The sequence below is a fragment of the Phaeobacter sp. LSS9 genome (assembly GCF_003443595.1).
In the GTDB taxonomy this organism is placed as follows: domain Bacteria; phylum Pseudomonadota; class Alphaproteobacteria; order Rhodobacterales; family Rhodobacteraceae; genus Phaeobacter; species Phaeobacter piscinae.
This window is the reverse complement of record NZ_CP031956.1, coordinates 1,076,638-1,097,833: the sequence shown is the minus strand read 5'-3', so window position 1 is coordinate 1,097,833 and position 21,196 is coordinate 1,076,638. Positions and strand designations below refer to the sequence as shown.

General features: G+C 61.7%; 22 protein-coding genes. 16 read left to right on the top strand and 6 right to left on the bottom strand.

The features are described from left to right. The first annotated feature begins 29 nt into the window (after positions 1-29). The gene (locus D1820_RS05235; protein WP_254683358.1) at positions 30-2,675 is read left to right on the top strand and encodes a PAS domain-containing hybrid sensor histidine kinase/response regulator; all 2,646 of its coding nucleotides are present in this window, start codon (positions 30-32) and stop codon (positions 2,673-2,675) included. Between the two features lie 221 nt (positions 2,676-2,896). Here D1820_RS05235 and D1820_RS05230 read toward each other — a convergent pair whose 3' ends face one another. Together D1820_RS05230 and D1820_RS05225 are read right to left on the bottom strand one after the other, a co-directional pair. After that, entirely contained in the window at positions 2,897-3,070 is a 174-nt protein-coding gene (locus D1820_RS05230) for a DUF1328 domain-containing protein (RefSeq protein ID WP_096871567.1), read from the bottom strand. 20 nt (positions 3,071-3,090) lie between these two features. Continuing rightward, positions 3,091-3,558: a hypothetical protein gene (locus D1820_RS05225; RefSeq protein ID WP_254683357.1), complete on the bottom strand. Its 468-nt coding sequence runs from the start codon at positions 3,556-3,558 to the stop codon at positions 3,091-3,093. 89 nt (positions 3,559-3,647) lie between these two features. On the opposite strand from D1820_RS05225, the gene D1820_RS05220 reads away from it, so the two are divergent. From D1820_RS05220 to D1820_RS19270, 5 genes are all read left to right on the top strand, one after another. Then, the gene (locus D1820_RS05220; RefSeq protein WP_118068103.1) at positions 3,648-4,379 is read left to right on the top strand and encodes a Crp/Fnr family transcriptional regulator; all 732 of its coding nucleotides are present in this window, start codon (positions 3,648-3,650) and stop codon (positions 4,377-4,379) included. A 162-nt stretch (positions 4,380-4,541) separates the two neighbouring features. After that, positions 4,542-5,573 carry a tRNA dihydrouridine(20/20a) synthase DusA gene (dusA, locus tag D1820_RS05215; protein WP_118068102.1) on the top strand — a complete coding sequence of 344 codons (1,032 nt, stop codon included), beginning with the start codon at positions 4,542-4,544 and terminating at the stop codon, positions 5,571-5,573. 212 nt (positions 5,574-5,785) lie between these two features. After that, positions 5,786-6,652: a sulfite exporter TauE/SafE family protein gene (locus tag D1820_RS05205; RefSeq protein WP_118068100.1), complete on the top strand. Its 867-nt coding sequence runs from the start codon at positions 5,786-5,788 to the stop codon at positions 6,650-6,652. Between the two features lie 18 nt (positions 6,653-6,670). Next, positions 6,671-7,462, top strand: a complete 792-nt coding sequence (locus D1820_RS05200; protein ID WP_205521397.1) for a hypothetical protein — start codon at positions 6,671-6,673, stop codon at positions 7,460-7,462. A gap of 39 nt (positions 7,463-7,501) precedes the next feature. Further along, positions 7,502-8,167, top strand: a complete 666-nt coding sequence (locus D1820_RS19270) for an HNH endonuclease (protein WP_118068099.1) — start codon at positions 7,502-7,504, stop codon at positions 8,165-8,167. A gap of 188 nt (positions 8,168-8,355) precedes the next feature. Here the strand turns inward: D1820_RS19270 and D1820_RS05190 are convergent, their stop codons facing one another. From D1820_RS05190 to ccmI, 3 genes are read right to left on the bottom strand one after another with little or no spacing between them, the layout of a single operon-like run. Beyond that, entirely contained in the window at positions 8,356-8,589 is a 234-nt protein-coding gene (locus tag D1820_RS05190; protein ID WP_102849262.1) for a DUF1289 domain-containing protein, read from the bottom strand. 5 nt (positions 8,590-8,594) lie between these two features. Then, positions 8,595-9,068 (bottom strand): Holliday junction resolvase RuvX, encoded by a 474-nt coding sequence (ruvX, locus tag D1820_RS05185; RefSeq protein WP_096789307.1) that lies wholly within the window; start codon positions 9,066-9,068, stop codon positions 8,595-8,597. Continuing rightward, positions 9,065-10,321 (bottom strand): c-type cytochrome biogenesis protein CcmI, encoded by a 1,257-nt coding sequence (gene ccmI / locus D1820_RS05180; RefSeq protein WP_118068098.1) that lies wholly within the window; start codon positions 10,319-10,321, stop codon positions 9,065-9,067. Before ccmI ends, ruvX begins: the two co-directional genes overlap by 4 nt. A gap of 232 nt (positions 10,322-10,553) precedes the next feature. Between ccmI and D1820_RS05175 the strand changes: the two genes are divergently transcribed. The 9 genes from D1820_RS05175 to D1820_RS05135 all read left to right on the top strand — a co-directional run bounded on the left by D1820_RS05175 (position 10,554) and on the right by D1820_RS05135 (position 18,606). Next, positions 10,554-11,798: a sarcosine oxidase subunit beta family protein gene (locus D1820_RS05175; protein WP_024096925.1), complete on the top strand. Its 1,245-nt coding sequence runs from the start codon at positions 10,554-10,556 to the stop codon at positions 11,796-11,798. An 85-nt stretch (positions 11,799-11,883) separates the two neighbouring features. Next, positions 11,884-12,213 carry a sarcosine oxidase subunit delta gene (locus tag D1820_RS05170; protein WP_040170784.1) on the top strand — a complete coding sequence of 110 codons (330 nt, stop codon included), beginning with the start codon at positions 11,884-11,886 and terminating at the stop codon, positions 12,211-12,213. Positions 12,214-12,271: 58 nt separating this feature from the next. Next, entirely contained in the window at positions 12,272-15,304 is a 3,033-nt protein-coding gene (locus D1820_RS05165) for a sarcosine oxidase subunit alpha family protein (protein ID WP_118068097.1), read from the top strand. Next, complete coding sequence (locus tag D1820_RS05160) at positions 15,297-15,869, top strand: sarcosine oxidase subunit gamma (RefSeq protein ID WP_118068096.1); 573 nt, start codon at positions 15,297-15,299, stop codon at positions 15,867-15,869. Before D1820_RS05165 ends, D1820_RS05160 begins: the two co-directional genes overlap by 8 nt. A 178-nt stretch (positions 15,870-16,047) precedes the next feature. Next, positions 16,048-16,503, top strand: coding sequence for a hypothetical protein (locus D1820_RS05155; protein WP_118068095.1), 456 nt, complete (start codon positions 16,048-16,050; stop codon positions 16,501-16,503). A 110-nt stretch (positions 16,504-16,613) separates the two neighbouring features. Then, the gene (locus D1820_RS05150) at positions 16,614-17,036 is read left to right on the top strand and encodes a hypothetical protein (RefSeq protein WP_118068094.1); all 423 of its coding nucleotides are present in this window, start codon (positions 16,614-16,616) and stop codon (positions 17,034-17,036) included. 175 nt (positions 17,037-17,211) lie between these two features. After that, the gene (locus tag D1820_RS05145) at positions 17,212-17,811 is read left to right on the top strand and encodes a superoxide dismutase (RefSeq protein ID WP_096871535.1); all 600 of its coding nucleotides are present in this window, start codon (positions 17,212-17,214) and stop codon (positions 17,809-17,811) included. 142 nt (positions 17,812-17,953) lie between these two features. Beyond that, entirely contained in the window at positions 17,954-18,154 is a 201-nt protein-coding gene (locus D1820_RS05140; RefSeq protein ID WP_014880275.1) for a hypothetical protein, read from the top strand. Further along, on the top strand, positions 18,154-18,606 hold the full coding sequence (locus tag D1820_RS05135) for a host attachment family protein (protein ID WP_024096933.1): 453 nt from the start codon (positions 18,154-18,156) through the stop codon (positions 18,604-18,606). Before D1820_RS05140 ends, D1820_RS05135 begins: the two co-directional genes overlap by 1 nt. A gap of 110 nt (positions 18,607-18,716) precedes the next feature. Here the strand turns inward: D1820_RS05135 and D1820_RS05130 are convergent, their stop codons facing one another. Then, on the bottom strand, positions 18,717-19,259 hold the full coding sequence (locus D1820_RS05130) for a TIGR00730 family Rossman fold protein (RefSeq protein ID WP_118068093.1): 543 nt from the start codon (positions 19,257-19,259) through the stop codon (positions 18,717-18,719). 165 nt (positions 19,260-19,424) lie between these two features. Here D1820_RS05130 and D1820_RS05125 point away from each other — a divergent pair, with 165 nt between their 5' ends. Continuing rightward, on the top strand, positions 19,425-21,110 hold the full coding sequence (locus tag D1820_RS05125; RefSeq protein WP_118068092.1) for a LysM peptidoglycan-binding domain-containing protein: 1,686 nt from the start codon (positions 19,425-19,427) through the stop codon (positions 21,108-21,110). Positions 21,111-21,196: the final 86 nt, after the last annotated feature.

Here is a 21,196-nt window from a genome sequence, read left to right as displayed (position 1 = left end):
CATAGGTGCGGCTCAGGGAGAACCCTTTGGTGTCGCGCAGCGTCCTGATCACCGTGGGCTTGGTTCTTGCCTTGCTCGCGGTACAGTCCGTTCGGCTGGGACGCGAGGTGCTGGTGCGCCTGGAGGTTCTCTCAACCGCCGCAACCGACAGCCTGCAGTGGACCCTGTCTCAGGCCGAAATTGAACAGCTGAAGCTGGAGAATGCAGTTCTGTCAGCGCGCAACGCGCAGGATCTGTCGCAGGTGCGCCGCGAATTCGATATCCTCTACAGCCGCGTGGCCATCATCCGCGAAAGCCAGACCTTCAAATCCGTGCGCGAGGCGCCGGAAAACGCCCAGATCCTGCAACGGGTCATGGCGCGGATTGACACTTTGATCACCTATATCGACGGCCCGGATGAGGCATTGCTGTTCGGCCTGCCGCAGGTGAGCGAGATCCTGCGGGCAAACCGCGATGACCTACGGGTGCTGGCGCTTGCGGGGCTTGTTGAACATGCACGCACGACTGAGGAAAAACGCCTCAGCCTCTTTGCGATCCTGTCCCGGCTGGCCTGGGTTGTGCTGGCGCTCTGCGTGGCGCTGGGGCTGACCGCATTGATGATGGGGCGGCTGTATCAGCGCGGCAAACGTCTGGCCGAACGCACCCGTTTTGCGGTCGCGCGGATGCGCGCCATGATCACCTCCTCCCTGGATGCCATCCTGGTTGTTGGCGATGATGGGCGCATTCAGGAGGTGAACGGCGCGGCAGAGACCATTTTTGGCTACTCAAAGGGGGAAGCGACGGGAGCCGATATGGCGGAACTGATCATCCCTGACCACCTGCGCGACGCCCATGAGCAGGGCATGCAGGCCTATCTGGCTGGGGGCACGCCCAAGGTCGTCGGCCAGGGCCGTGTGCAGTTGCAGGCCAAGCGCAAATCGGGTGAGATCTTCCCGGTGGAACTGTCGATCACCGCCAGCCAATCCGCCGAAGAAACCGTCTTTGTCAGCTATCTGCGCGATATCTCCGACCGGATCGCGGCCGAGGAAGAGCTGACCCGCACCCGCGATGAGGCCCTGGCAGGCGAGCGGGCGAAGGCCGATCTTCTCACCGTGATGAGCCATGAGATGCGAACGCCGCTGACCGGTGTCCTCGGCGCGGTTGAGCTGTTGGACGGCACCGCCCTGTCGCCGGATCAGCGCGGCTATCTGTCGGCGATCCGCACCTCCGGCGACCGCTTGATGGCCCATGTCAATGACGTCCTGCAATTGTCGCAGTTGGACACCGGGGTCGACTATGAGAATCAGCGCATTTTCAACCTCAGCGATCTGGTCCAGGAACTGATCGACACACATCAGAGCACCGCCCGACGTGGTCGCAATGATCTGAGCCTGCATTGCAGTCTTGGCGCCAGCGGAGACGTGCTGGGGCGTCCGGTCGCGCTGAAGAAGGTCTTGGTCAATCTGATCGAGAACGCGTTGCAATTCACCACAGATGGGGCCGTGTCGGTTGATGTGCAGCGCCTCGGGCAGGGCGACACCGTGGAGATCAGCATCGCCGACACCGGCGCCGGCATTGCCGAACGTGATCTCGACCGGATTTTTGAGGATTTCATCCGGCTGGACGCAAGCTATGCGCGCAGCAGCGAGGGCACGGGGCTTGGCCTTGCGATCACCCGCCGCATTGTTGTGGCGCTTGGCGGGGATATCTCCTGCGAGAGTGAGCTGGGGGAGGGCAGCCTGTTCACCATCTCGTTGCCGCTGCCGGCCTCCCATGCCGGGGGGGCGGTGGGTGCGGCGCCCGCCGAGTCGGCCCCGGTGCTGACCGCGCCGCCCGCCCCGGCACCGCAGCAAAGCGTGGACATCAGCCGGTCTGAGGACACGCCGGTGCGGATCCTTGTGGTCGAGGACAATGAAATCAACCGGCTTTTGGTGGAGCGGATGCTGACCAATCTTGGCCATCAGGTGGTGCTGGCCCCCGGCGGGGCTGAGGGGGTTGCGGCCGCGCGCGCCGAACGGTTTGATCTGATCTTCATGGACATCAGCATGCCAGAGGTGGACGGGATCGAGGCCACCCGCCAGATCCGCGAGCAGCGCCTGGCAGAGGGCACGCAGATCGTCGCACTTACCGCGCATGTGGCCGCCCGTGATCACGCGAGGATACGTGACGCCGGGCTGGTCGAAGTGGTCACCAAGCCGGTCAGCAAATCAACTCTGGCGGAGGTGATATCGCGCCACGTCAGTCGGGATCGACCTGACGAAAACAAACCCGCTGCAGCGCATCAGCCACTGTCGGGATCTGCGCCGTCGGCGACCGCAATGTCACAGCAGGCGGCCGCCGCAGCACCGGCGCAGATACATGCGGGCACCGGGGATCAGGGATCGGATATCACGCAGTTTTTTCATGCTCTGGGCGCTGAACGCGGCGCGCAGTTCCTTGGGGGATATTGCCAAGAGGTGGATCAGTTCCTTGACGATCTGGGCACGGCGCACACTCTGGATGCGGTCCACCGGCAGGAGGCGCACCGGCTGGCTGGATCGGCAGCTGTGCTTGGCTTTACTGAGCTGCGCGAGGCGCTGCTGACCATTGAGCATGCCGAGGCTGCGGACACGCCGGATCTGGCGGACCTCGCGCGTGCGTGGGAGCAGGCCAGCCGAGAGATCGCGGCAGCCCGTCCGGGCAAGGCCGCGGGCTGATCCTCAGGCGATCGAAGCTCAAATAGGCCAGACTTCGTCGGATCTCACTCATGCAGGCCGGAGCCGCCCACCGACCATGGCGGGGGGCAAGGGGGCAGCCATGGCTCGTCAGGGACTTCTCTTCCTCAAGGCGCAGTAAAAACGCCAATGGCCCGCCACAGCCCCAATAGGGAGCCAATGACGGGCCAAGTGTTCAATCGGACATCAGGATGCGCAGCGGGTTACACCGGCGGTTTTCCCTTCAGCGCGCGCATGACCATCGCCACAACAAAGAGGACAAGGAAAATGATGAACAGGATCTTTGCGATACCGGCCGACGCCCCTGCAATGCCACCGAAACCAAGCAGGCCCGCGACCAGTGCGACGACCAGAAATGTAAGTGCCCAACCAAGCATTTTCTCTCTCCTTCAAAAGGTTAGTCTACAATGCGTAGATGCAGAGGTAACGCGTCAGGTCCCGAATTGTTCCCTGCGGTGGCCTTCGGCGCAGTATGCCGGGGGGGCAGCCAGCTTTTGATCACTGCGGCAGAAAACGGGCGGCACAGCACCGGCCAAGGGTAGGAGCCGATCTCTGCGGCCTCCAGTTCAGCCTCCGCTGCTGTGCCCATCAGAATCAGTTTGCCACCGCGCGCCGGGACGATCTGATCCAGCTGCAGCTGGTCGACCAACGCGACCCCGGCCTCGGCAAACACCACGGCAAGCGTGCTGTGATGACAGATGTCGGCCATCGCGGCCTCGATCGACAGATGGCAGATCACCTTCGCATCGGTGTGAAGTTCAAAAATTGTGTCGGAGATATCGCAGGTGGTCAGATAATCCTTCGACGCAACAATGTAGACAGCGTCTTTTGCTGTGGTCGAGGTGACCGGCGGATTGTCTTGCATAGGGAAGTGGCCTTTCGTTTCGTGCATCTTGCGTCGAACTGGTCTAGGCTTGCATTAATCTATGACATACCGCCGAAGGGGATTGCGCATTGTTGACCACCGACTGTCAGGATTGCCCCCTGCGAAACCGCGATATTTTCAACCAGATGAGCAAGGACGAGCTGGCCTTTACCCAAGGCTTCAAGACCGGCGAATTGGTGGTCGATCCCGGAACAACTATTTTGCTGGAAGGTTCAAACAGTCCGCAGGTCTACACCGTGCTCAAGGGGATGGGGACCCGGTACACCACGCTTGAAAACGGGCGCAGGCAGGTGATCAATTTCATCTTTCCAGGCGATTTCATCGGTCTGCAAGCGGGTCTTATGGGCGAGATGAAACACTCGGTTGAGGCGACAACCAGCATGACGCTCTGTGTGTTTCGCCGGTCCGATATCTTTCGTCTGTTCGAACAGAATCCCGCGCGCGCCTATGATCTGACCTGGATCGCCGCTGTGGAGGAGCATTTTCTGGGGGAGACGATTGCATCCCTGGGACAACGCGATGCCTCGCAGCGCATTGCCTGGGCTTTGGTGCGGATCTACCTGCGCCTGCGCGCGGTTGGGCTGGAGGAGGGGCACACCGTGCCGCTGGCCTACCGCCAGCAGGATCTGGCGGATGCGCTTGGCCTGTCACTGGTGCATACCAACAAACGGCTGAAGGCACTGCGCGATGAGGGGTTGGCGGACTGGCAGAACGGTCAGTTGTCGATCAGCGATCTGGACACCCTTGCGGAACGCGCCTTGATTGATCTGGAAAACCCAGAACGCCGCCCCTTGATCTGACCACAGATCCGTGGTGTTGCCTGCGTTTTGGGGAGGGTGCTGGAAATCCCACAGGAATTGATGATATGCGGCGCGCAGACTGCCTGGTGCGCCGAATTGCGGCGACCAGCCCCCGACGAGAAGAGCCCAGTTCAGACGAGTCCTGACGAAAAGAACCCTGACATGACCGATCAGACCAACGCCCCGTTTCCCCAACCCGCTGGCACCAGCGCCCTTCACCAAGCGGCGCGCCTATCCATTGCACCCATGATGGATTGGACCGATCGCCATTGCCGCTATCTGCACCGGCTGCTGAGCAAAGAGGCGTTGCTGTATACGGAAATGGTAACGGCACCTGCCTTGGTGCGGGGGGGCGCGCTGCATTTGCTGGATCATTCTGCGCAGGAGCATCCCGTTGCGCTGCAACTGGGGGGATCGGACCCGGTTGAGCTGGCGGAGGCGGCGCGTTTGGGGGCAGAGGCGGGCTATGATGAGATCAATCTCAACTGCGGCTGCCCCAGTGACCGGGTGCAGTCAGGCGCCTTCGGCGCGGTGCTGATGAAATCGCCGGATCTGGTGGCAGAATGTGTCGCGGCCATGCGGGCCAAGGTGGATGTCGAGGTCACTGTGAAGTGCCGGATTGGCGTCGATGATCAGGACCCGCAGGAGGTGTTGCCGGGGTTTATTTCCGCCATCGCAGAGGCCGGGTGCCCGCGGGTGACGATCCATGCGCGCAAAGCCTGGCTGAAAGGGCTCAGCCCCAAGGAAAACCGCGATATTCCGCCGTTGGATTATGACATCGTGCATCAGATGAAGGCGGAGTTTCCGCAGCTGCATATCTCGCTCAACGGGGGCGTGGCCAGTCTCGATGAGGCGCTGCCACATCTGGAGCGTGGGCTTGATGGGGTGATGATTGGCCGCGCGGCCTATCACCAGCCTGCTGATATCCTGTCACAGGCGGATCCGCTGATTTATGGCACCGGCAGTGCCACGGATCCGGTCGCCGTTGTGGGGCAGATGCTGACCTATATCGACGATCAGATGGTGCAGGGGGCCCGGTTGCATCAGATCACCCGGCATATGCTGGGGCTGTTTGCCGGGCGCCCCGGTGCGCGCAACTGGCGGCGGGTGTTGTCAGAGGGCGCAAGTCGGCCGGGAGCGGACACTCGGTTGGTGGAAACCGCGCTGGAGCAGGTGACCGGGATCGCGGCCTGATCCGGCAGAGGCCTGAATATGGGCTGATCAAGCATCAGGTCTGCGATGCCCTGCGACCACGGGTCACTGCTGCAATCGGCTGACCTGCAAGAAATCCTGAGACAAAATTGCGCTCACCCTGTAGGGGAGGGTTTGGATCTGCGCGCCGCGCACAGCCCACAGGAGGGCAAGGTGCCGACCGGGATCACGACCGCCATGAAGGAGAGCCGTCAATGTCAGCCCTGACCACCAGTCTTGTGACCACTGCTGCCCTGCTGCCCGCGCCTGCGGTGCTGGCCCAGATGGCCGGCCTGCTGATCGTGACAGGGGCTGTTGCCGGTGTTCTGGCGGGTCTGCTGGGGGTTGGTGGCGGTATTGTTCTGGTGCCTGCGTTTTTCTATGTCTTCCAGACGCTTGGCTATGGCGGTGATCAGCTGATGCAGATGTGTCTGGCGACCTCGCTTGCGACGATCATCGTGACCTCCCTGCGCTCAGTGATGAGCCACAATAAGAAGGGTGCGGTGGATTGGCAGATCCTGCGCGGCTGGGGGCCGGGGATTGCCATTGGTGCCATCATTGGCGTCACGGTGGCGTCCTCGCTGCGCTCCACCACGTTGCAGGCGCTGTTTGGCGTGCTGGCGTTGGTGATCGGGCTTTACATGGCTTTTGGGCGCGCGGACTGGCGGCTGGGGCAGGAGATGCCAAAGGGCGCCCGGCGCATGATCCTGTCGCCCATGGTGGGGTTTCTGTCGGTGCTGATGGGCATTGGCGGTGGCAGTTTCGGGGTGCCACTGATGAGCCTGCATGCAACACCCATTCACCGGGCGGTAGCCACGGCGGCGGGCTTTGGTGTGATCATCGCGGTGCCTTCTGTGATTGGGTTCCTGTTCCTGCCAGTTGAGGCCGCTGTGCGTCCGCCGCTCAATGTTGGGGCGGTCAATCTGGTTGCTTTTGTGGTGGTGATTGCGATGACGCTGATCACTGCCCCTTGGGGGGTGAAGCTGGCCCATGCGATGGACCCGAAACCGTTGAAACGGGTGTTTGCAGTGTTTCTGATCCTTGTGGCGCTGAACATGCTGCGCAAGTCGCTCGGCTTTTGATTTTGTTAGGGATTCGCAATGGGCTGGCAGGACTTCTTAACCCGTGGCTGGTGTGAGTTCCCAGCTGATGCGGCCACCCTGGCCTGGGCGCGACATGCCCATGAGGCGGGCGTTCAGGCGTTAGCGGATCCGGCCAATGCTGACTGGCTGCAATGCGAGGGGACCTGGTTCATTGGCGTGGATGCGCTGCCCAATGATGCGCAGGGTCAGCTGCCCGGTGGGCCGGAGCTGGCGGGCCCCGCGCTTGATTTTATCACGGCGCATCTGGGCGGTCTGCCGGATCTGCATCGCGGGCAGGTGTCCTCCGTCTTTCCCGGCTATCCACGACCGCGTCCCGGGGAGGGGGAGGCGGCGCTGCGCTACCGGATCAAACGGGATGCGGCCCATGTGGACGGGGTTAAGATGTTCGGCGATGCCCGTCGCCGCAAGGTGGAGGAACCGCATGCCTGGGTGCTTGGCCTGCCGCTGAATGACAGCAGCGCGGATGCCTCCCCATTGGTGATCTGGGAGGGCAGCCATGTGATCATGCGCCGTGCCTTTGCGGCAGCTTTTGACGGCATCCCATCGGAGCAATGGGGCGAGGTTGATGTGACCGACGCCTATACGGCCGCCCGCAAGCAGGTGTTTGAAACCTGTCCGCGTGTCACGGTGTCAGCAAAACCGGGGCAGGCCTATCTGATGCACCGGCTGTGTCTGCACGGTGTTGCGCCCTGGGCAGAGGGCGCCAGCGCACCGGAGGAGGGTCGGATGATCGCCTATTTCCGACCTGAGATGGCGGAGTGGACCAATGAGTGGCTGGCGGAGCGGTAAGCAGCTGTGGCGCAAGCAGCATACCAACAGGAGAACTGGATGACCTCACTGCGGGAATACGGCGTTGGGCAGCGACATATCCAACAGGCGCTGGAGCGTTTTAAGTCGCGGGATCTGGGCGGTGTTACTTATACGCCGTCAATGAATACGTACATTCGTTGCCCGATTGCGTTTGAACTGTGGGATTTGAAGCCAGTCGTTCGTATGGCTCTACGTTTTGTGGACATGATTATCGACCCGAATGATTTTACCTCACAACGCTATCAGAGTGAGCTTTCATCGTTTGGATTCGATATCATCCGCTTTGATGAGAAGCGGCAGAGACGGCTCGGGATGCGCGGATTTAATGTCGATGAGCTTGCCGATCCGCATCGGGTGTTCTGGTCCCCGTCGATGATTGAGCAGCGTAATACGTTTGCGGATCCTGTCGCTGCTGAGAGCGCAAAGGCTGAGGTTAATTCAGTCACCCGCTCCGTTTTTGTGCGGAATTCTGAATTCAGTCGCAGGGTCAGGCAGGCGGCAAACGGGGTTTGTGATGCCTGCAATAGAAAGACCTTTCAGACACCGAGTGGAGACTGGTTTCTTGAGGTCCACCACAAGACATGGCTGAGCGAAGGTGGTGCTGATACGATAGAGAATATGGTGGCTCTCTGCCCCAATTGTCACCGGCAGGAACATTTTGGGTCGACGCGGAGATATTGGTGAGAAGGCGTCGCTTGCGGCAGTAAAAAGGTCAGCAATCCTGCCTGAATGTTTCGCGTGCGAAACAATAGGTCAGGGGATATTCCGCATGATTATCATAAGGTTACGAGGGCGTGCGCGGATTCTGATTGCAGAATCCGAGGGTCTTCAGCCAGCTATGCGTTGCCGCGCAACATCCGCCGCGCGCCGCGTTAGCTGCGTTTTAGGCGGGCGCTGCGGCCGCCGCGGCGCTTGGTCAGTTCCTTGGCGCGGTCGGGCAGGGTCTCCAGCAGCTCAGCGCGTTCATCGTTGCTCATCTTGGACCAGCGGGTGATTTCGTCGATGGAGCGATAGCAGCCGGTGCAGATCCGCGCCTCCGGGTGGACGACACAGATTTGAATGCAGGGCGATTGCACCTCGTCACGTTTCCAGATCTCGTCGCTCATCAGCTTTATCCTGCCTTGATGTGGCGCATGCGATCCAGCGCCCCCTGTAGGATATACGACGCAGCGACGTGATCGATCACCTCTGCGCGACGTTTTCTGCTCGTATCCGCCTCCAAAAGCGCTCTTTCGGCGGCAACCGTGCTCAGCCGTTCGTCCCAGAAGCCGATCGGCAGCTCTGTCAGCTTGGCCAAATTGCGGGCAAAGGCGCGGGTTTTCTGACAGCGCGGGCCTTCGGTGCCATCCATATTGCGGGGCAGGCCCAACAGCAGCGCGCCAACCTCGCGGGTCTTGACGATCTCAAACAGGCGTTCTGCATCCAGCGTGAATTTCTTGCGCCGGATGGTTTCGAGCGGTGTCGCCACGGTGCCCATCCGGTCCGAGATGGCGACGCCCACGGTTTTATCGCCAAAATCCAGCCCGGCAATCGGGGTGAAATTCGGGACTGCCGCTGCGAAGGTTTCAAAGTCATCATAGATCATTGGGTCAGTCCTGCCTGTTTGGCGGCGGCGGTGATGGTGGCAAGGGCCTCGGGCACCTCGGCGAAGACCTCTTGCGCCTCAGCGTAGATGGCTTGCGCGCGATCGGTCTGTTGCAGCACCGATAGGGCGCTGATCAGCCGCGCCCATTCCTGCGGCGTGCCGCCGGTGGTGGCGAGCCGGTCTGAGAGGCCCTCAACCATGCCACGGATCATCTGCTGGCGGTCTTCGGCGCTCATGTCTTCCGCGGCGGCGATATCATCGGCGCTGGGACCTGTCGCGGCGGCGGCGGGGGCGCGGCCCGGTGCAGGCACGCTGCCGGGGGTGATTGGCGTGTACTCAACACCGGCGCGATAGGCGATATCTTCAATCTGGGCGCTGATGGCGGTGACCCAGGGCGCGCCTTCCGGTCCCATGGCGAGGGTTTCGCTCCAGACCTCATAAGCGACATCAGGGCGGCCGATCTGGGCCATCATCAGCCCCCAGTAATAGCGCGCGCCGCCATCAAAACGATCAAGCGTCAGTGTGGTGCGCAGGGCGTCCTCCGCCTCCGGGGAGACATAGCCGCCGGCGGCCATGATCTGCAGCTCTGCCAGCTCGCCGAAATCGCGGGCCTCAACATCGCCGGACATGATGCGGATATAGTTTGCCTTGGCCTTGGCGGCGGCGGCGAAATTGCCGAGGTTGGCCTCATGCTGGGCCAGCAGTGCCTGACCCTGCGCATCATCAACGCGTTTGCTGGCGGTGTCGCGCAGCTGATCAACCAGCGTGGCGTAACCCGGCTCTACCACGCGGGCCGGGCGTTCCGGTGCGTCGGCCTCTGCCTCAGCCTGCGTGGGACGGGTGGCGGCGCGTTCCGCGGCGGCGTCAATGCGCAGTTGCAGGCCAAGGTCGCTGTAACCCGGCGCGCCGAGATTGGCATAGATCAGGTAGGTGCCACCGCAGATCAGCCCGATCAGCGCGATGGCGGCAGCGCTGGTCAGGGTGCGGGGCTGGGTGTGGCCGCTGGCGGCGGCCTGAACCTGGGCGTCGGCGCTCAGGATACGGCGGGAGATCTCGGTGCGGATACGCTCGGCATCGCTGGCCTGCAGCACCCCGCGCGCCAGATCCTTGTCCACATCGCGCAGTTGCTGGCGGTAAACCTGCAGGTCATAGGCGGCGGCCGGTTCGCCGCTGTCGCGTCCGCGCAGCAGCACAAGGGACAGCAGCGTGGCGGTGGCCAGCGTGATGAGGCTGATAACGATCCAGAAGGTCATGGGGGCTCCCGCAGTTTCAATCCCATGTATAGGGGCTGGGGGGCGGAAAAAAGGCCTATCTGCTGCGGCGCGCTGTCCCGGTGGCGGGCGTTGAGGACGCAAAGGGTGCGGTGAGCCTGTGGTGTCTTTGCCGCCGGATGTCGCAACCATGCATGATTGCGACGATAAACGGCGCAGGTCAGCCTTGTCTGTGGTGCATACCCGTTAACAGTCTCGAACCACGGATTCGCCCATGAAACGTTATTCTGCCTTTGCTGTCGCGCGTGAGGCGCTGCGCTACCACACCGGATGGGAACGCGCCTGGCGCTCTCCCGAACCCAAACGCCACTATGATGTGATCATCGTCGGGGCCGGTGGCCATGGTCTGGCCACGGCTTATTTCCTTGGAAAAAACTACGGCATCACCAATGTCGCGGTTCTGGAAAAGGGCTGGTTGGGTGGCGGCAACACCGGGCGCAACACCACTATCATCCGCTCCAACTACCTGCAGGATCCCTCCGCCGCGATCTATGAGAAATCGCGCTCGCTCTATGAGACGATGAGCCAGGACATCAACTACAACGTGATGTTCAGCCCGCGTGGCGTGATCATGTTGGCGCAGACCGAGCATGAGGTGCGCGGCTACAAGCGCACCGCCCATGCCAATGCGCTGCAGGGCGTGCAGACCGAATGGATTGAGCCTGCGCGGGTGAAGGAACTGGTGCCGATCATCAATCTGGAAGGGCCGCGCTATCCGGTTCTGGGCGGGCTCTGGCAGGAACGCGGCGGCACCGCGCGCCATGATGCGGTGGCCTGGGGCTATGCGCGGGCCTGTTCGAACATGGGCATGGACATCATCCAGCAGTGCGAAGTCACTGGCGTGCGCAATGAAAACGGCCGTGTCGTCGGTGTTGACACCACCAAGGGTGCTATCGACTGCGACAAGCTGGGCATGGTGGTTGCGGGCAATTGTTCGCATCTCTCCGAAATGGCCGGTTTCCGTCTGCCGGTGGAAAGCGTGGCGCTGCAGGCGCTGGTGTCTGAGCCAATCAAACCCTGCATGGATGTGGTCGTGATGGCCAATACCGTGCATGGCTACATGTCCCAGTCCGACAAGGGCGAGATGGTCATCGGCGGCGGCACCGACGGGTTCAACAACTACACCCAGCGCGGGTCCTTCCATCATATCGAGGAAACCGTGCGCGCCCTCAATGAGACCTTCCCGATGGTCAGCCGTCTGAAGATGCTGCGCCAGTGGGGCGGGATCGTGGATGTGACCGGCGACCGGTCGCCGCTGATCTCCAAGACGCCGGTTGGCAATATCTTTGTCAACGCAGGCTGGGGCACCGGTGGCTTCAAGGCGATCCCGGGCTCCGGCTGGGCGATGGCGGAACTGATGGCCACAGGTCATTCGCCGCTGGCCGAAGAGTTTTCGATGATGCGCTTCAAGGAAGGCAAATTCATCGACGAGAGCGTCGCAGCGGGTGTGGCACACTGATGCCGCGCACCGTCGCAAAATTCTTGGAAGAATTTTGCCGAGGATTTTCGAAAATCCTTGGCCCCCAGTTGGAGAGGTCCGCACAATGCTGATCCTTGAATGCCCCTATTGCGGCGTCAAAGCCGAAGAAACTGAACTGGCCGCAGGCGGCGAGGCGCATCTGAAGCGTTTCGGCCCCGGTTCGTCAGATGAAGAGTTTCATGACTATCTGTTCATGCGCGAAAACCCCAAGGGGGTGCATTTTGAACGCTGGCGCCATGCCAATGGCTGCGGCAAGTGGTTCCATGCTGCCCGCTGCACCACCACGCTTGAGGTCTTTGGCACCTATTCGGCACAGACCTATGAACCGCCGCAGGAGATCCTGGATGCGGTCACGGCCAAACGCCCCGGTTGGACATGGCGGGATCTGAAATGATCGCCTCTCTGAACGTCACCTCCCTTTTCGTCGCCCTCTCTTGCGAAAGGTCCGCCACATGAGCACGCGCCTTGCCAAAAACGGCCGGTTGATCGACCGCTCCAAACCGATCGAATTCACCTTCAACGGCAAGCGGATGAAGGGCTATGCAGGCGACACGCTGGCGTCTGCCCTGTTGGCCAATGACCAGATGATGGTTGGCCGCTCGTTCAAATATCACCGCCCGCGTGGTCTGGTTGCAGCTGGTCCCGAAGAGCCCAATGCGCTTGTGGGGCTGGGCACCGGCGACCGGTTCGAACCCAATCAGCGCGCCACCACGACCGAGCTGTTCTCGGGCCTGTCGGCGCAGTCGCAGAACCACTGGCCGAGCCTTGAGTTCGACGTGGGTGTGGCCAACAACGCGCTGGCACGCTTCCTGCCTGCGGGTTTCTATTACAAGATGTTCATCCACCCGCGTCCCCTGTGGAAACATGTCTATGAGCCGATCATCCGCCACTCTGCGGGTCTGGGCAAAGCGCCGGACAAGGAGCTGAAGGACGCCGACACCTACGAGCACTTTTATTATTTCGCCGATGTGCTGGTGATTGGTGGCGGTGTGGCCGGTCTTCAGGCGGCCAAGGCGGCGGCCAGCTCCGGTGCCAAAGTGTTGTTGCTGGAGCAGAACAATCACTGGGGTGGTCGTGCGCCGGTTGACGGTGGCACCATCGACGGGATGGAGCCGGGCGCCTGGATTGAGAAAACCCTCGCCGAGCTGCGCGCCATGGACAATGTCACCCTGCGCGATCGCTGCATGGGGGCAGGCGTCTATGATCACGGCTATGCGCTGGGGTATGAGCGTCTGACCGATCACGCGCCGGGGCAAGGTGGTCCGCGCCATCGTCTGTGGCGGATCCGCGCAAGCCAGATTGTGACGGCGACCGGTGCCATTGAACGGCCCCTGTCCTTTGCCGGGAATGATGTGCCGGGCGTGATGCTGGCGGCCTCCATGCGCGATTATGCGGTGAACTGGGGGGTGACCCCGGGCCAGAAGGTCGTGGTTGCCACCAACAATGACGACGCCTATCGCACGGCAATTGCCCTGCATGGCGCGGGTGTTGAGGTGGTCCGTGTGCTGGATGCCCGCGACAGCGGCGGCGGGGCCCTGATGGAAGAGGTCCGTCAGTTGGGCATCCGCGTTGAATGTGGCCGGGCCATCGCCAAGGTGAAGGGCGGCAAGCGCGTCACATCCGTGGCGATCTGCGCCCAGAACGGCGAAGGCGGCGCGCAGGAGGAGGTCGAGGCCGATGCGGTCGCGATGTCCGGTGGCTGGTCGCCGGTTGTGCACCTGTGGTCCCATTGCGGTGGTAAGCTGGTCTGGGATCAGGCCCATGCGAATTTCCGTCCCGATGCCTCGCGTCCGCCGCTGGGTGCGGATGGCAATGGGTTTGTCATCGCAGCAGGTGCCGCCAATGGCGCGGCCGGTCTGGCGGCGGCGTTGAGCGATGCGCAGGCCGCAGGGGAAGCGGCGGCGAAGGCCGCTGGCCGCAAGGTCAAAGCGGTGGCCGCGCCGGTCGGAGATGCGCCGGTTGAAAAGGCGATGGAGCCGGTGTGGCTGATGCCTGCCAAGGCTGACATCAAGCTGCGCATGAAGACCTGGCTGGACTATCAGAACGACGTCAAAGTGTCGGACGTGCAGCTGGCCGCGCGCGAAGGTTTCGAGAGCGTCGAACATACCAAGCGTTACACCACGCTGGGCATGGCAACCGATCAGGGGAAGCTCTCGAATATCAACGGCTTGGCGATCCTTGCTGATGCGCTTGGGTCCGAAATTCCGCAGGTGGGCACCACCACCTTCCGTCCGCCCTATCACCCGATTTCGATGGGGTCGATTGGCGGTGAGGCCCGCGGCGAGATTTTCCAGCCGCTGCGCAAGACGCCGATGTATGGCTGGCATGACAGCAATGGTGCGGATTGGGAACCGGTGGGCCAGTGGCGCCGTCCCTTCGCCTACGTCCGCTCTGGCGAGAGCCTGCATGACGCGGTGAACCGTGAGGTGAAGAACACCCGCGAGAACCTCGGCCTGCTGGATGCCTCGACCCTGGGTAAGCTGGTCGTCAAGGGGCCGGATGCGGGCAAGTTCCTCGACATGATGTACACCAACATGATGTCGACGCTGAAAGTCGGCAAATGCCGCTACGGTCTGATGTGTTCGGAGAACGGGTTCCTGATCGACGATGGCGTGGTTGCGCGCATTGATGAGGACACCTGGCTTTGCCACACCACCACCGGCGGTGCCGAGCGGATCCATGGTCATATGGAAGAATGGCTGCAGACCGAATGGTGGGACTGGAAGGTCTATGTTGCCAATGTCACCGAACAGCTGGCGCAGGTTGCCGTCGTTGGCCCCAATGCCCGCAAGGTGCTGGAAAAGCTGAACGAAAACGCGGGCGGTGGTATGGACCTCTCCAAGGAGGCGCTGCCCTTCATGGAATGGCGTGACGGGGAGATCGGCGGCTTCAAGGCGCGGGCCTACCGGATCTCCTTCTCGGGTGAGCTGTCCTATGAGATCGCGGTTGCGGCCTCGGACGGGCAGGCGTTCTGGACCGCATTGATGGAAGCGGGCAAGGAATTCGGGGTGATGCCTTATGGCACCGAATGTCTGCACATCCTGCGGGCCGAGAAGGGCTTCATCATGATTGGTGATGAAACCGACGGAACCGTTATTCCGCAGGATCTGGGCCTGAACTGGGCGCTGTCGAAGAAGAAAGAGGACTTCCTCGGCAAGCGGGCGCATACCCGCAGCCATATGGCCGATCCCGACCGCTGGCAGCTAGTGGGTCTGGAAACAACCGATGGCTCGGTGCTGCCGGATGGCGCCTATGCGGTGGGCAATGGTGTGAATGCCAATGGGCAGAAAAACACCATCGGGCGCGTGACCTCGACCTATTACTCGTCGAACCTGGGCCGTGGCATTGCCATGGGTCTGGTCAAGCATGGTCCCAAACGGATGGGCGAGGTGATCGAATTCCCCGGCACCGACGGGACAATCTACAAGGCCAAGATCGTCGATCAGGTCTTTTACGACAAGGAAGGGGAGAAGCAGAATGTCTGATCCTGTCAGCGCAATGAATGGTGCCAAGTTCTCCGGTCTGGCGCAGATCGAGGACAGCGGGCTGCAGGGGATGATTACCCTGCGCGGCGATCTGGCATCTGACACCCTGAAGGCGGCGGTTAAAGCCGCCACCGGGGCGGATGTTCCAGCCAGCGGTCAGGTGTCACTGACCGATGTGGGCGGTGTCGCGTGGATGTCCCCGGATGAGCTGCTGCTGCTGGTGCCCTACGCCGAGGTTGAGGCGAAGGTTGCCGAGTTGTCCGAGGCGCTGAAAGGCGAGCACGCGCTGGCGGTCAACGTCTCAGATGCGCGCGGTGTGTTCCGCCTGTCCGGTGACGGCGCGCGGGAGGTTCTGGCAAAGATTTGCCCGGTGGATCTGTCGGCTGAGGCCTTCACACCCGGTCAGTTCCGCCGCACCCGCATGGCACAGGTGGCAGCGGCCTTCTGGCTGGACCACGACGGCGCATTTCACATCGTCTGCTTCCGCTCTGTGGCGGGATATGTCTACAACTTGCTGTCCGCTGCGGCCCATCCACAATCTAAGGTAGGCGTGTTAACTGGTTAAGGCAATTTAGCCTTGTGGCAAGTTTTACGGCCAGTTACAGTGTCCCTGGATTTCCGGGGGCACTTTTTATTTGGTTTTGTTGGTTGTTTCCCAACTTTGAGTCGCGATTATCCCTAAATCGGAAGTGTCGAGATGCGGTGTGGCGGTGCCATGCTGCCCTGGCTGGTGGGAGGTCGAAATGTCCAAGGTCGTTGACCTATTGGTTCCAAGAGTGCGGGCACTTGGCCTTGTGGCCGGGGTTGCGCTTGGGGCCGGTCTTGCGACCCCGGCAATGGCGCTGGAGGGCATGTATACCTGCGCGGTCACCTCGCTGTCCGGGCGGGGCTGGATCCCGCCGCAAATCAGTTTGCATTTTCACGATGAATGGACCGCCGAAGTCGTGCATTCGGGCAATGTCAGCGCGCTGTCCGGACGCCCGTTGAAAGCAGGTTTTTTTCGCATCAGTGATGTGTCTTATCGGGTCAGTTGGACGGTGGTCAGTGCCTCTGTCGGCAACGGGGCCGAGGCGGTGAAGACCCATTATCGCGCCGTGTTCAACACCCAGAACAAGAAACTCTCAGTGCAGGTGATCTCCCTTGATAGCGGGGCAAAGCCGCCACGCGGGATTGGCCAATGCGTCCAGGTGACCAGTTAGCTGATGATGTCGCGACTGCGCCGTAACGATAGCCGTTGACAATCTGGAGCGCAACTGTCAGGCGAGTGTCTGATTTTGTATACGTCCAAAAGAGAGCGCAGGCTTTACCAATGAAAACACTGATCAAAACCGCCGCCGTCCTCGGCGCCCTGTTTGCTGCAGCGCCTGTTGCAGCGGCGCCGGTGACCTATGATTGCACCATTCAGTCTTATGAAAAACACGGCTGGATCGCGTCGCGCGTTCTTGTTTTTGTAGACCACGACGAAAAAGTCAGTGGCGTGATGGATGGCATTATTGCCACTCGTCAGAAAACCCCGATGATTGTGCCTTATGATCAGCGCTCTAAGCAGCGGTTGAAGTTGAAGTGGACACTGAAAAACTTGGGTTCGAGCCAAGGATCAACCAAAGTCACATATTCCGCGACCATGGACGAGCCGCGTATGAAGTTGTCGATTTCTGCTCGTGTGCATGGCGCAGATAACCGCCCCTCCGGCAGCGGTCCTTGCAAGCGCAGCAACATCAAGCTGAACTGACGTGAGGGTGCGCCAATGGCGCAGTTAAGCGGATCGTGTGGCAGGGTCTCAGGCAGCGGTGTCTTGCAAAATGCTGCGGATATTTTTTGGTGTTTCCCCGGCTTGGTCTTGACCAAAGGGGACACCAGCCGCATGTATCTGCCTAGAAACGCAACAGATACTACAGGGGGCCCAGATGGCTTTTGAACTTCCCGATCTTCCTTACGCCCATGACGCGCTGGCATCCAAAGGCATGTCCGCCGAAACGCTGGAATATCACCACGACCTGCACCACAAGGCTTATGTCGACAACGGCAACAAGCTGATCGCGGGCACCGAGTGGGACGGCAAGTCCATGGAAGAGATCATCAAGGGCACCTATGACGCGGGTGCGGTCGCCCAGAGCGGTATCTTCAACAACATCTCCCAGCTGTGGAACCACAATCAGTTCTGGGAAATGATGGGCCCGGGCGACAGCAAGATGCCGGGTGAGCTGGAAAAGGCGCTGATCGACAGCTTCGGTTCGGTTGACACGTTCAAGGACGAGTTCTCCGCTGCCGGCGCAGGTCAGTTCGGCTCTGGCTGGGCCTGGCTGGTCAAGGACACCGATGGTGGCCTGAAGGTGACCAAGACCGAAAACGGCGTGAACCCCGTTTGCTTTGGTCAGACGGCACTGCTGGGTTGTGACGTGTGGGAGCATTCCTATTACATCGATTTCCGCAACAAGCGTCCGGCCTATCTGACCAACTTCCTCGACAATCTGGTCAACTGGGAAAACGTTGCATCGCGCATGTGATCGCAGCGCAGCAGCATTAGAATTTGGGCCTCGTCCGCTATCGGACGGGGCCTTTTTTTGTACCGGGATCGCGGGATCCAGTGGAACAAATCCCCACGCTCAGCGGTTGTATTGGTGAACCCACAATAGATGGAGGACCGACATGGCAGACCGCGTCAGATCAAAAGATGGCCGTCAGGAAACCAAGGAGATCCTTGGCGCTGAAGGCAGTGTTTCGCATGGCGGGCGCACCGGTGGTCGATTGGCCCGCGAGGTCGCGACCGAGGATGAGGAAAAGCGCGCCATGGAACGCCCGGCAGGTGCGACACGGGTGACCAAATCCAACGAGCAGGAGGACCAATAATGGCACAGCTTGACCACGGCACCTTTGTGCTGGTGACCGACAGCGAGAAGGCATTGCTGCTGCAGAACACCACCGATGCGCAGAACCCGCATCTGGAGGTGCGCCGCAAGGAAGAACAGGATAACCCGTCAGACATTGACCAATCCGCCAATCGGCCCGGTCGGATGCATGACGGTGGCCCTGGCCAGCGCTCGGCGCTGGATGATACCGACTGGCATGAATTGGCCAAGGAACGGTTTGCCGATGACATTGCCGATCTGCTTTATGAGCGGGCGCACAAGGGCAAGCTGGGGAACATCGTGCTGGTGGCCTCGCCGCAGGTCCTGGGCAATCTGCGTGGCAAGCTGCACAAGGAGGTGCAGGATCTGGTCACGGCGGAAATTCCCAAGACGCTGACCAATCACCCGATTGATGAGATTGAAAAGATTGTGCAGCAGGAGCTGGCTGCCTGATCGGTGCCAAGCGAGCGACGAACTATGAATTTAGAAAACGCGGTGCTGTGAGGCGCCGCGTTTTTTGCGTCTCGCAGCGGCGCCTGTTGCGATCCTGCAGGATCTGGGCGTCAGCCGCGCAGGATCGCCAGCGCATCCTCAACAGTGCTGACCCAGGTGAGCGCCTCAGTGGTTTCCGTGCCGGCAAACCCTTCGGCCACCACATGCTCGACCAAGGCCTTCAGCGGATCCCAGTAGCCATCGATATTTAGGATCAGAATTGGCTTTCCATGCAGTTCCAGCTGGCGCCAGGTCAGTGCTTCGAATAGCTCGTCCAGCGAACCGGCGCCACCGGGCAGCACCACCACCGCATCGGCATTATAGAGCATCACTTTCTTGCGCTCATGCATGGTTTCGGTGACCACATAGGTGTTAAGATCTGTCTTAGCGACCTCGCGGCGGACCAGATGCTCGGGGATGACGCCGAAGGTGTGCCCGCCTGCGGCCTGCGCCGCACGTGCCACCCGGCCCATCAGACCGACGTCACCGGCGCCGTAGACCAATCGCTGACCCTGCGTTGCAAGCCCGGTTCCGAGCGCCTCGGCGGCATCGGCATAGGCCGGGCGGATCCCGTCGCGCGATCCACAATACACACAGACGGAATGAATACGCATGGCAGTCACCTTTTTTGTTGTGTTCGGAGGGGAAATAAGTCGTCCTTTGGTCCCTGATAGCGGCATTGAATGGCTGGCTCAAGCAAGCGGGGGGCACATCCCGCAGGATCGACAGCGACGGCGCCCCGGAAAGGGTCTGTCGAGGGTCGGAAGGGAAGGAAGAGAATGACGGAAGTAACGGGCAAAGGCGGGTTGTCCGCAACCGCCATCGGCGGGGTTGCGGCGGTGGTCGTGGTGCTGGGCGGGGTGATTTTCCTGCAATGGGGCGCCTCGGAGCAGACAGAGGCGCCGCGCAGCACTGCGGGCACGGGGGACAGCGCGGTTATTTCGCCTTCGGCCAGCTCCGATGGCGCGCGCGCCGTACCTGCCCCCGCCAATGAGGCCCCTGTTGCGCAGACCCCCGCTGTGACTGCAGAGGCAGACAGCGCTGACGTCGCTGCACCCGATGGCGAGGGTATTGCGGAGGACGTGGCCAGCGGTGATACCTCAGCGCAGGCTGTGACGGATGCGGGAGAGGACGAGGAGGTGGCGCTGGCCCTGAATGCGCCGCAGATGGATCTGGCGCGGTTTGAGACCGATGGCAGTGGCATGGTGGCCGGGCGGGCGACGCCCGGTGCGGTCGTCTCGCTGTTGCTGGACGGGGTTGTGGTTGAGCGGCTGACGGTGCCCTCCGATGGCAGTTTTGTGCTGTTCACCACCGTTGCCCCCTCGACCCGCCCGCAGGTGATTTCGCTGGAGGCGGCGCTGGGGGAGGCGGTTCTGCCTTCGGATGCGCAGTTTATTCTGGCCCCCGTGGCCGAGGTTGAGGTGGCGGAGGCCCCGATTGCTGAGGGGCAGGTGGCGGACCAGGCGGCGACAGGCGCGCAAGCAACAGACCTTGCATCGGTGGCGGCTCCGGAAGGGGATCGTCCCGCCATCGGTACGGCTGATGCGGACACCAATCTCTCCGAAGCGCAGGAACCCCGCGGCAGTGACGTTGCAGCGGATGCGCCAGATCAGGCCATCGCTCAGACGGATGTGGCGGACAGCGACGCAGAGGGTACTGCCGTCGTGGCGGCTGCCGAGGGAGCGTCTGAGGTGACGCAGGAGGAGACAGTGACAGCCGCCAACGACATACCAGCGGCGGAGACGGAGGCTGCCCCTGCCACGGATGACAACCGCGATGAGGCGCAGGACGCAGCGGCTGGTCAGGGTGCGGAGAGTGATGCGGCGCAATCAGATGACGTCGCGGCGACAGCGCCGGAGACCGCGACAGAGGCGGCGCCGGAGCAGAGGGCGGTGCTGCGCTCTGATGCCAGCGGTGTGACGTTGGTACAGCCGCCGACGCCAAGCCTGGCCGAGGCACCACAGACCGTGGCGCTGGATACCATCTCCTACGATGCGGAGGGCGCCGTGGTGCTAAGCGGCCGGGTGCGCTCCGATGCGGTGGTGCGCGCCTATCTGGACAATGCGGCAGTTGCCGATCTGCCGGTAGATGAAGAAGGGCGCTGGTCCGGCGTCCTGCCGGATGTGTCGCCGGGGATTTACGCGCTGCGGCTGGATGCGCTGGACACCGACGGCAAGGTGCTGAGCCGTCTTGAAACCCCGTTCAAACGGGAGGCGCCTGAGGTTTTGCAGCCACCGGTTGAGCCTGCCGCCTCAGGTGAAGCAGCACCGGATGCAGCCCCCACCGGAGCGAAACCGCTGGTGCGGCTGGTCACCGTACAGGAGGGCGACACCCTCTGGGCAATTTCGCGGGAGCGATATGGCGACGGGCTGCTCTATGTGCGGGTGTTTGATGCCAACCGACAGGCGATCCGGGACCCGGATCTGATTTACCCCGGTCAGGTGTTCTCCGTCCCGGTGCAGTAAGGCCATAGCCTGATCCCGCCAGGGGGCTGCATTCCGTGCCGCCCCTCAGCCAGAAGATGGGCCATGATATAGGGGCTGCGCTGGTC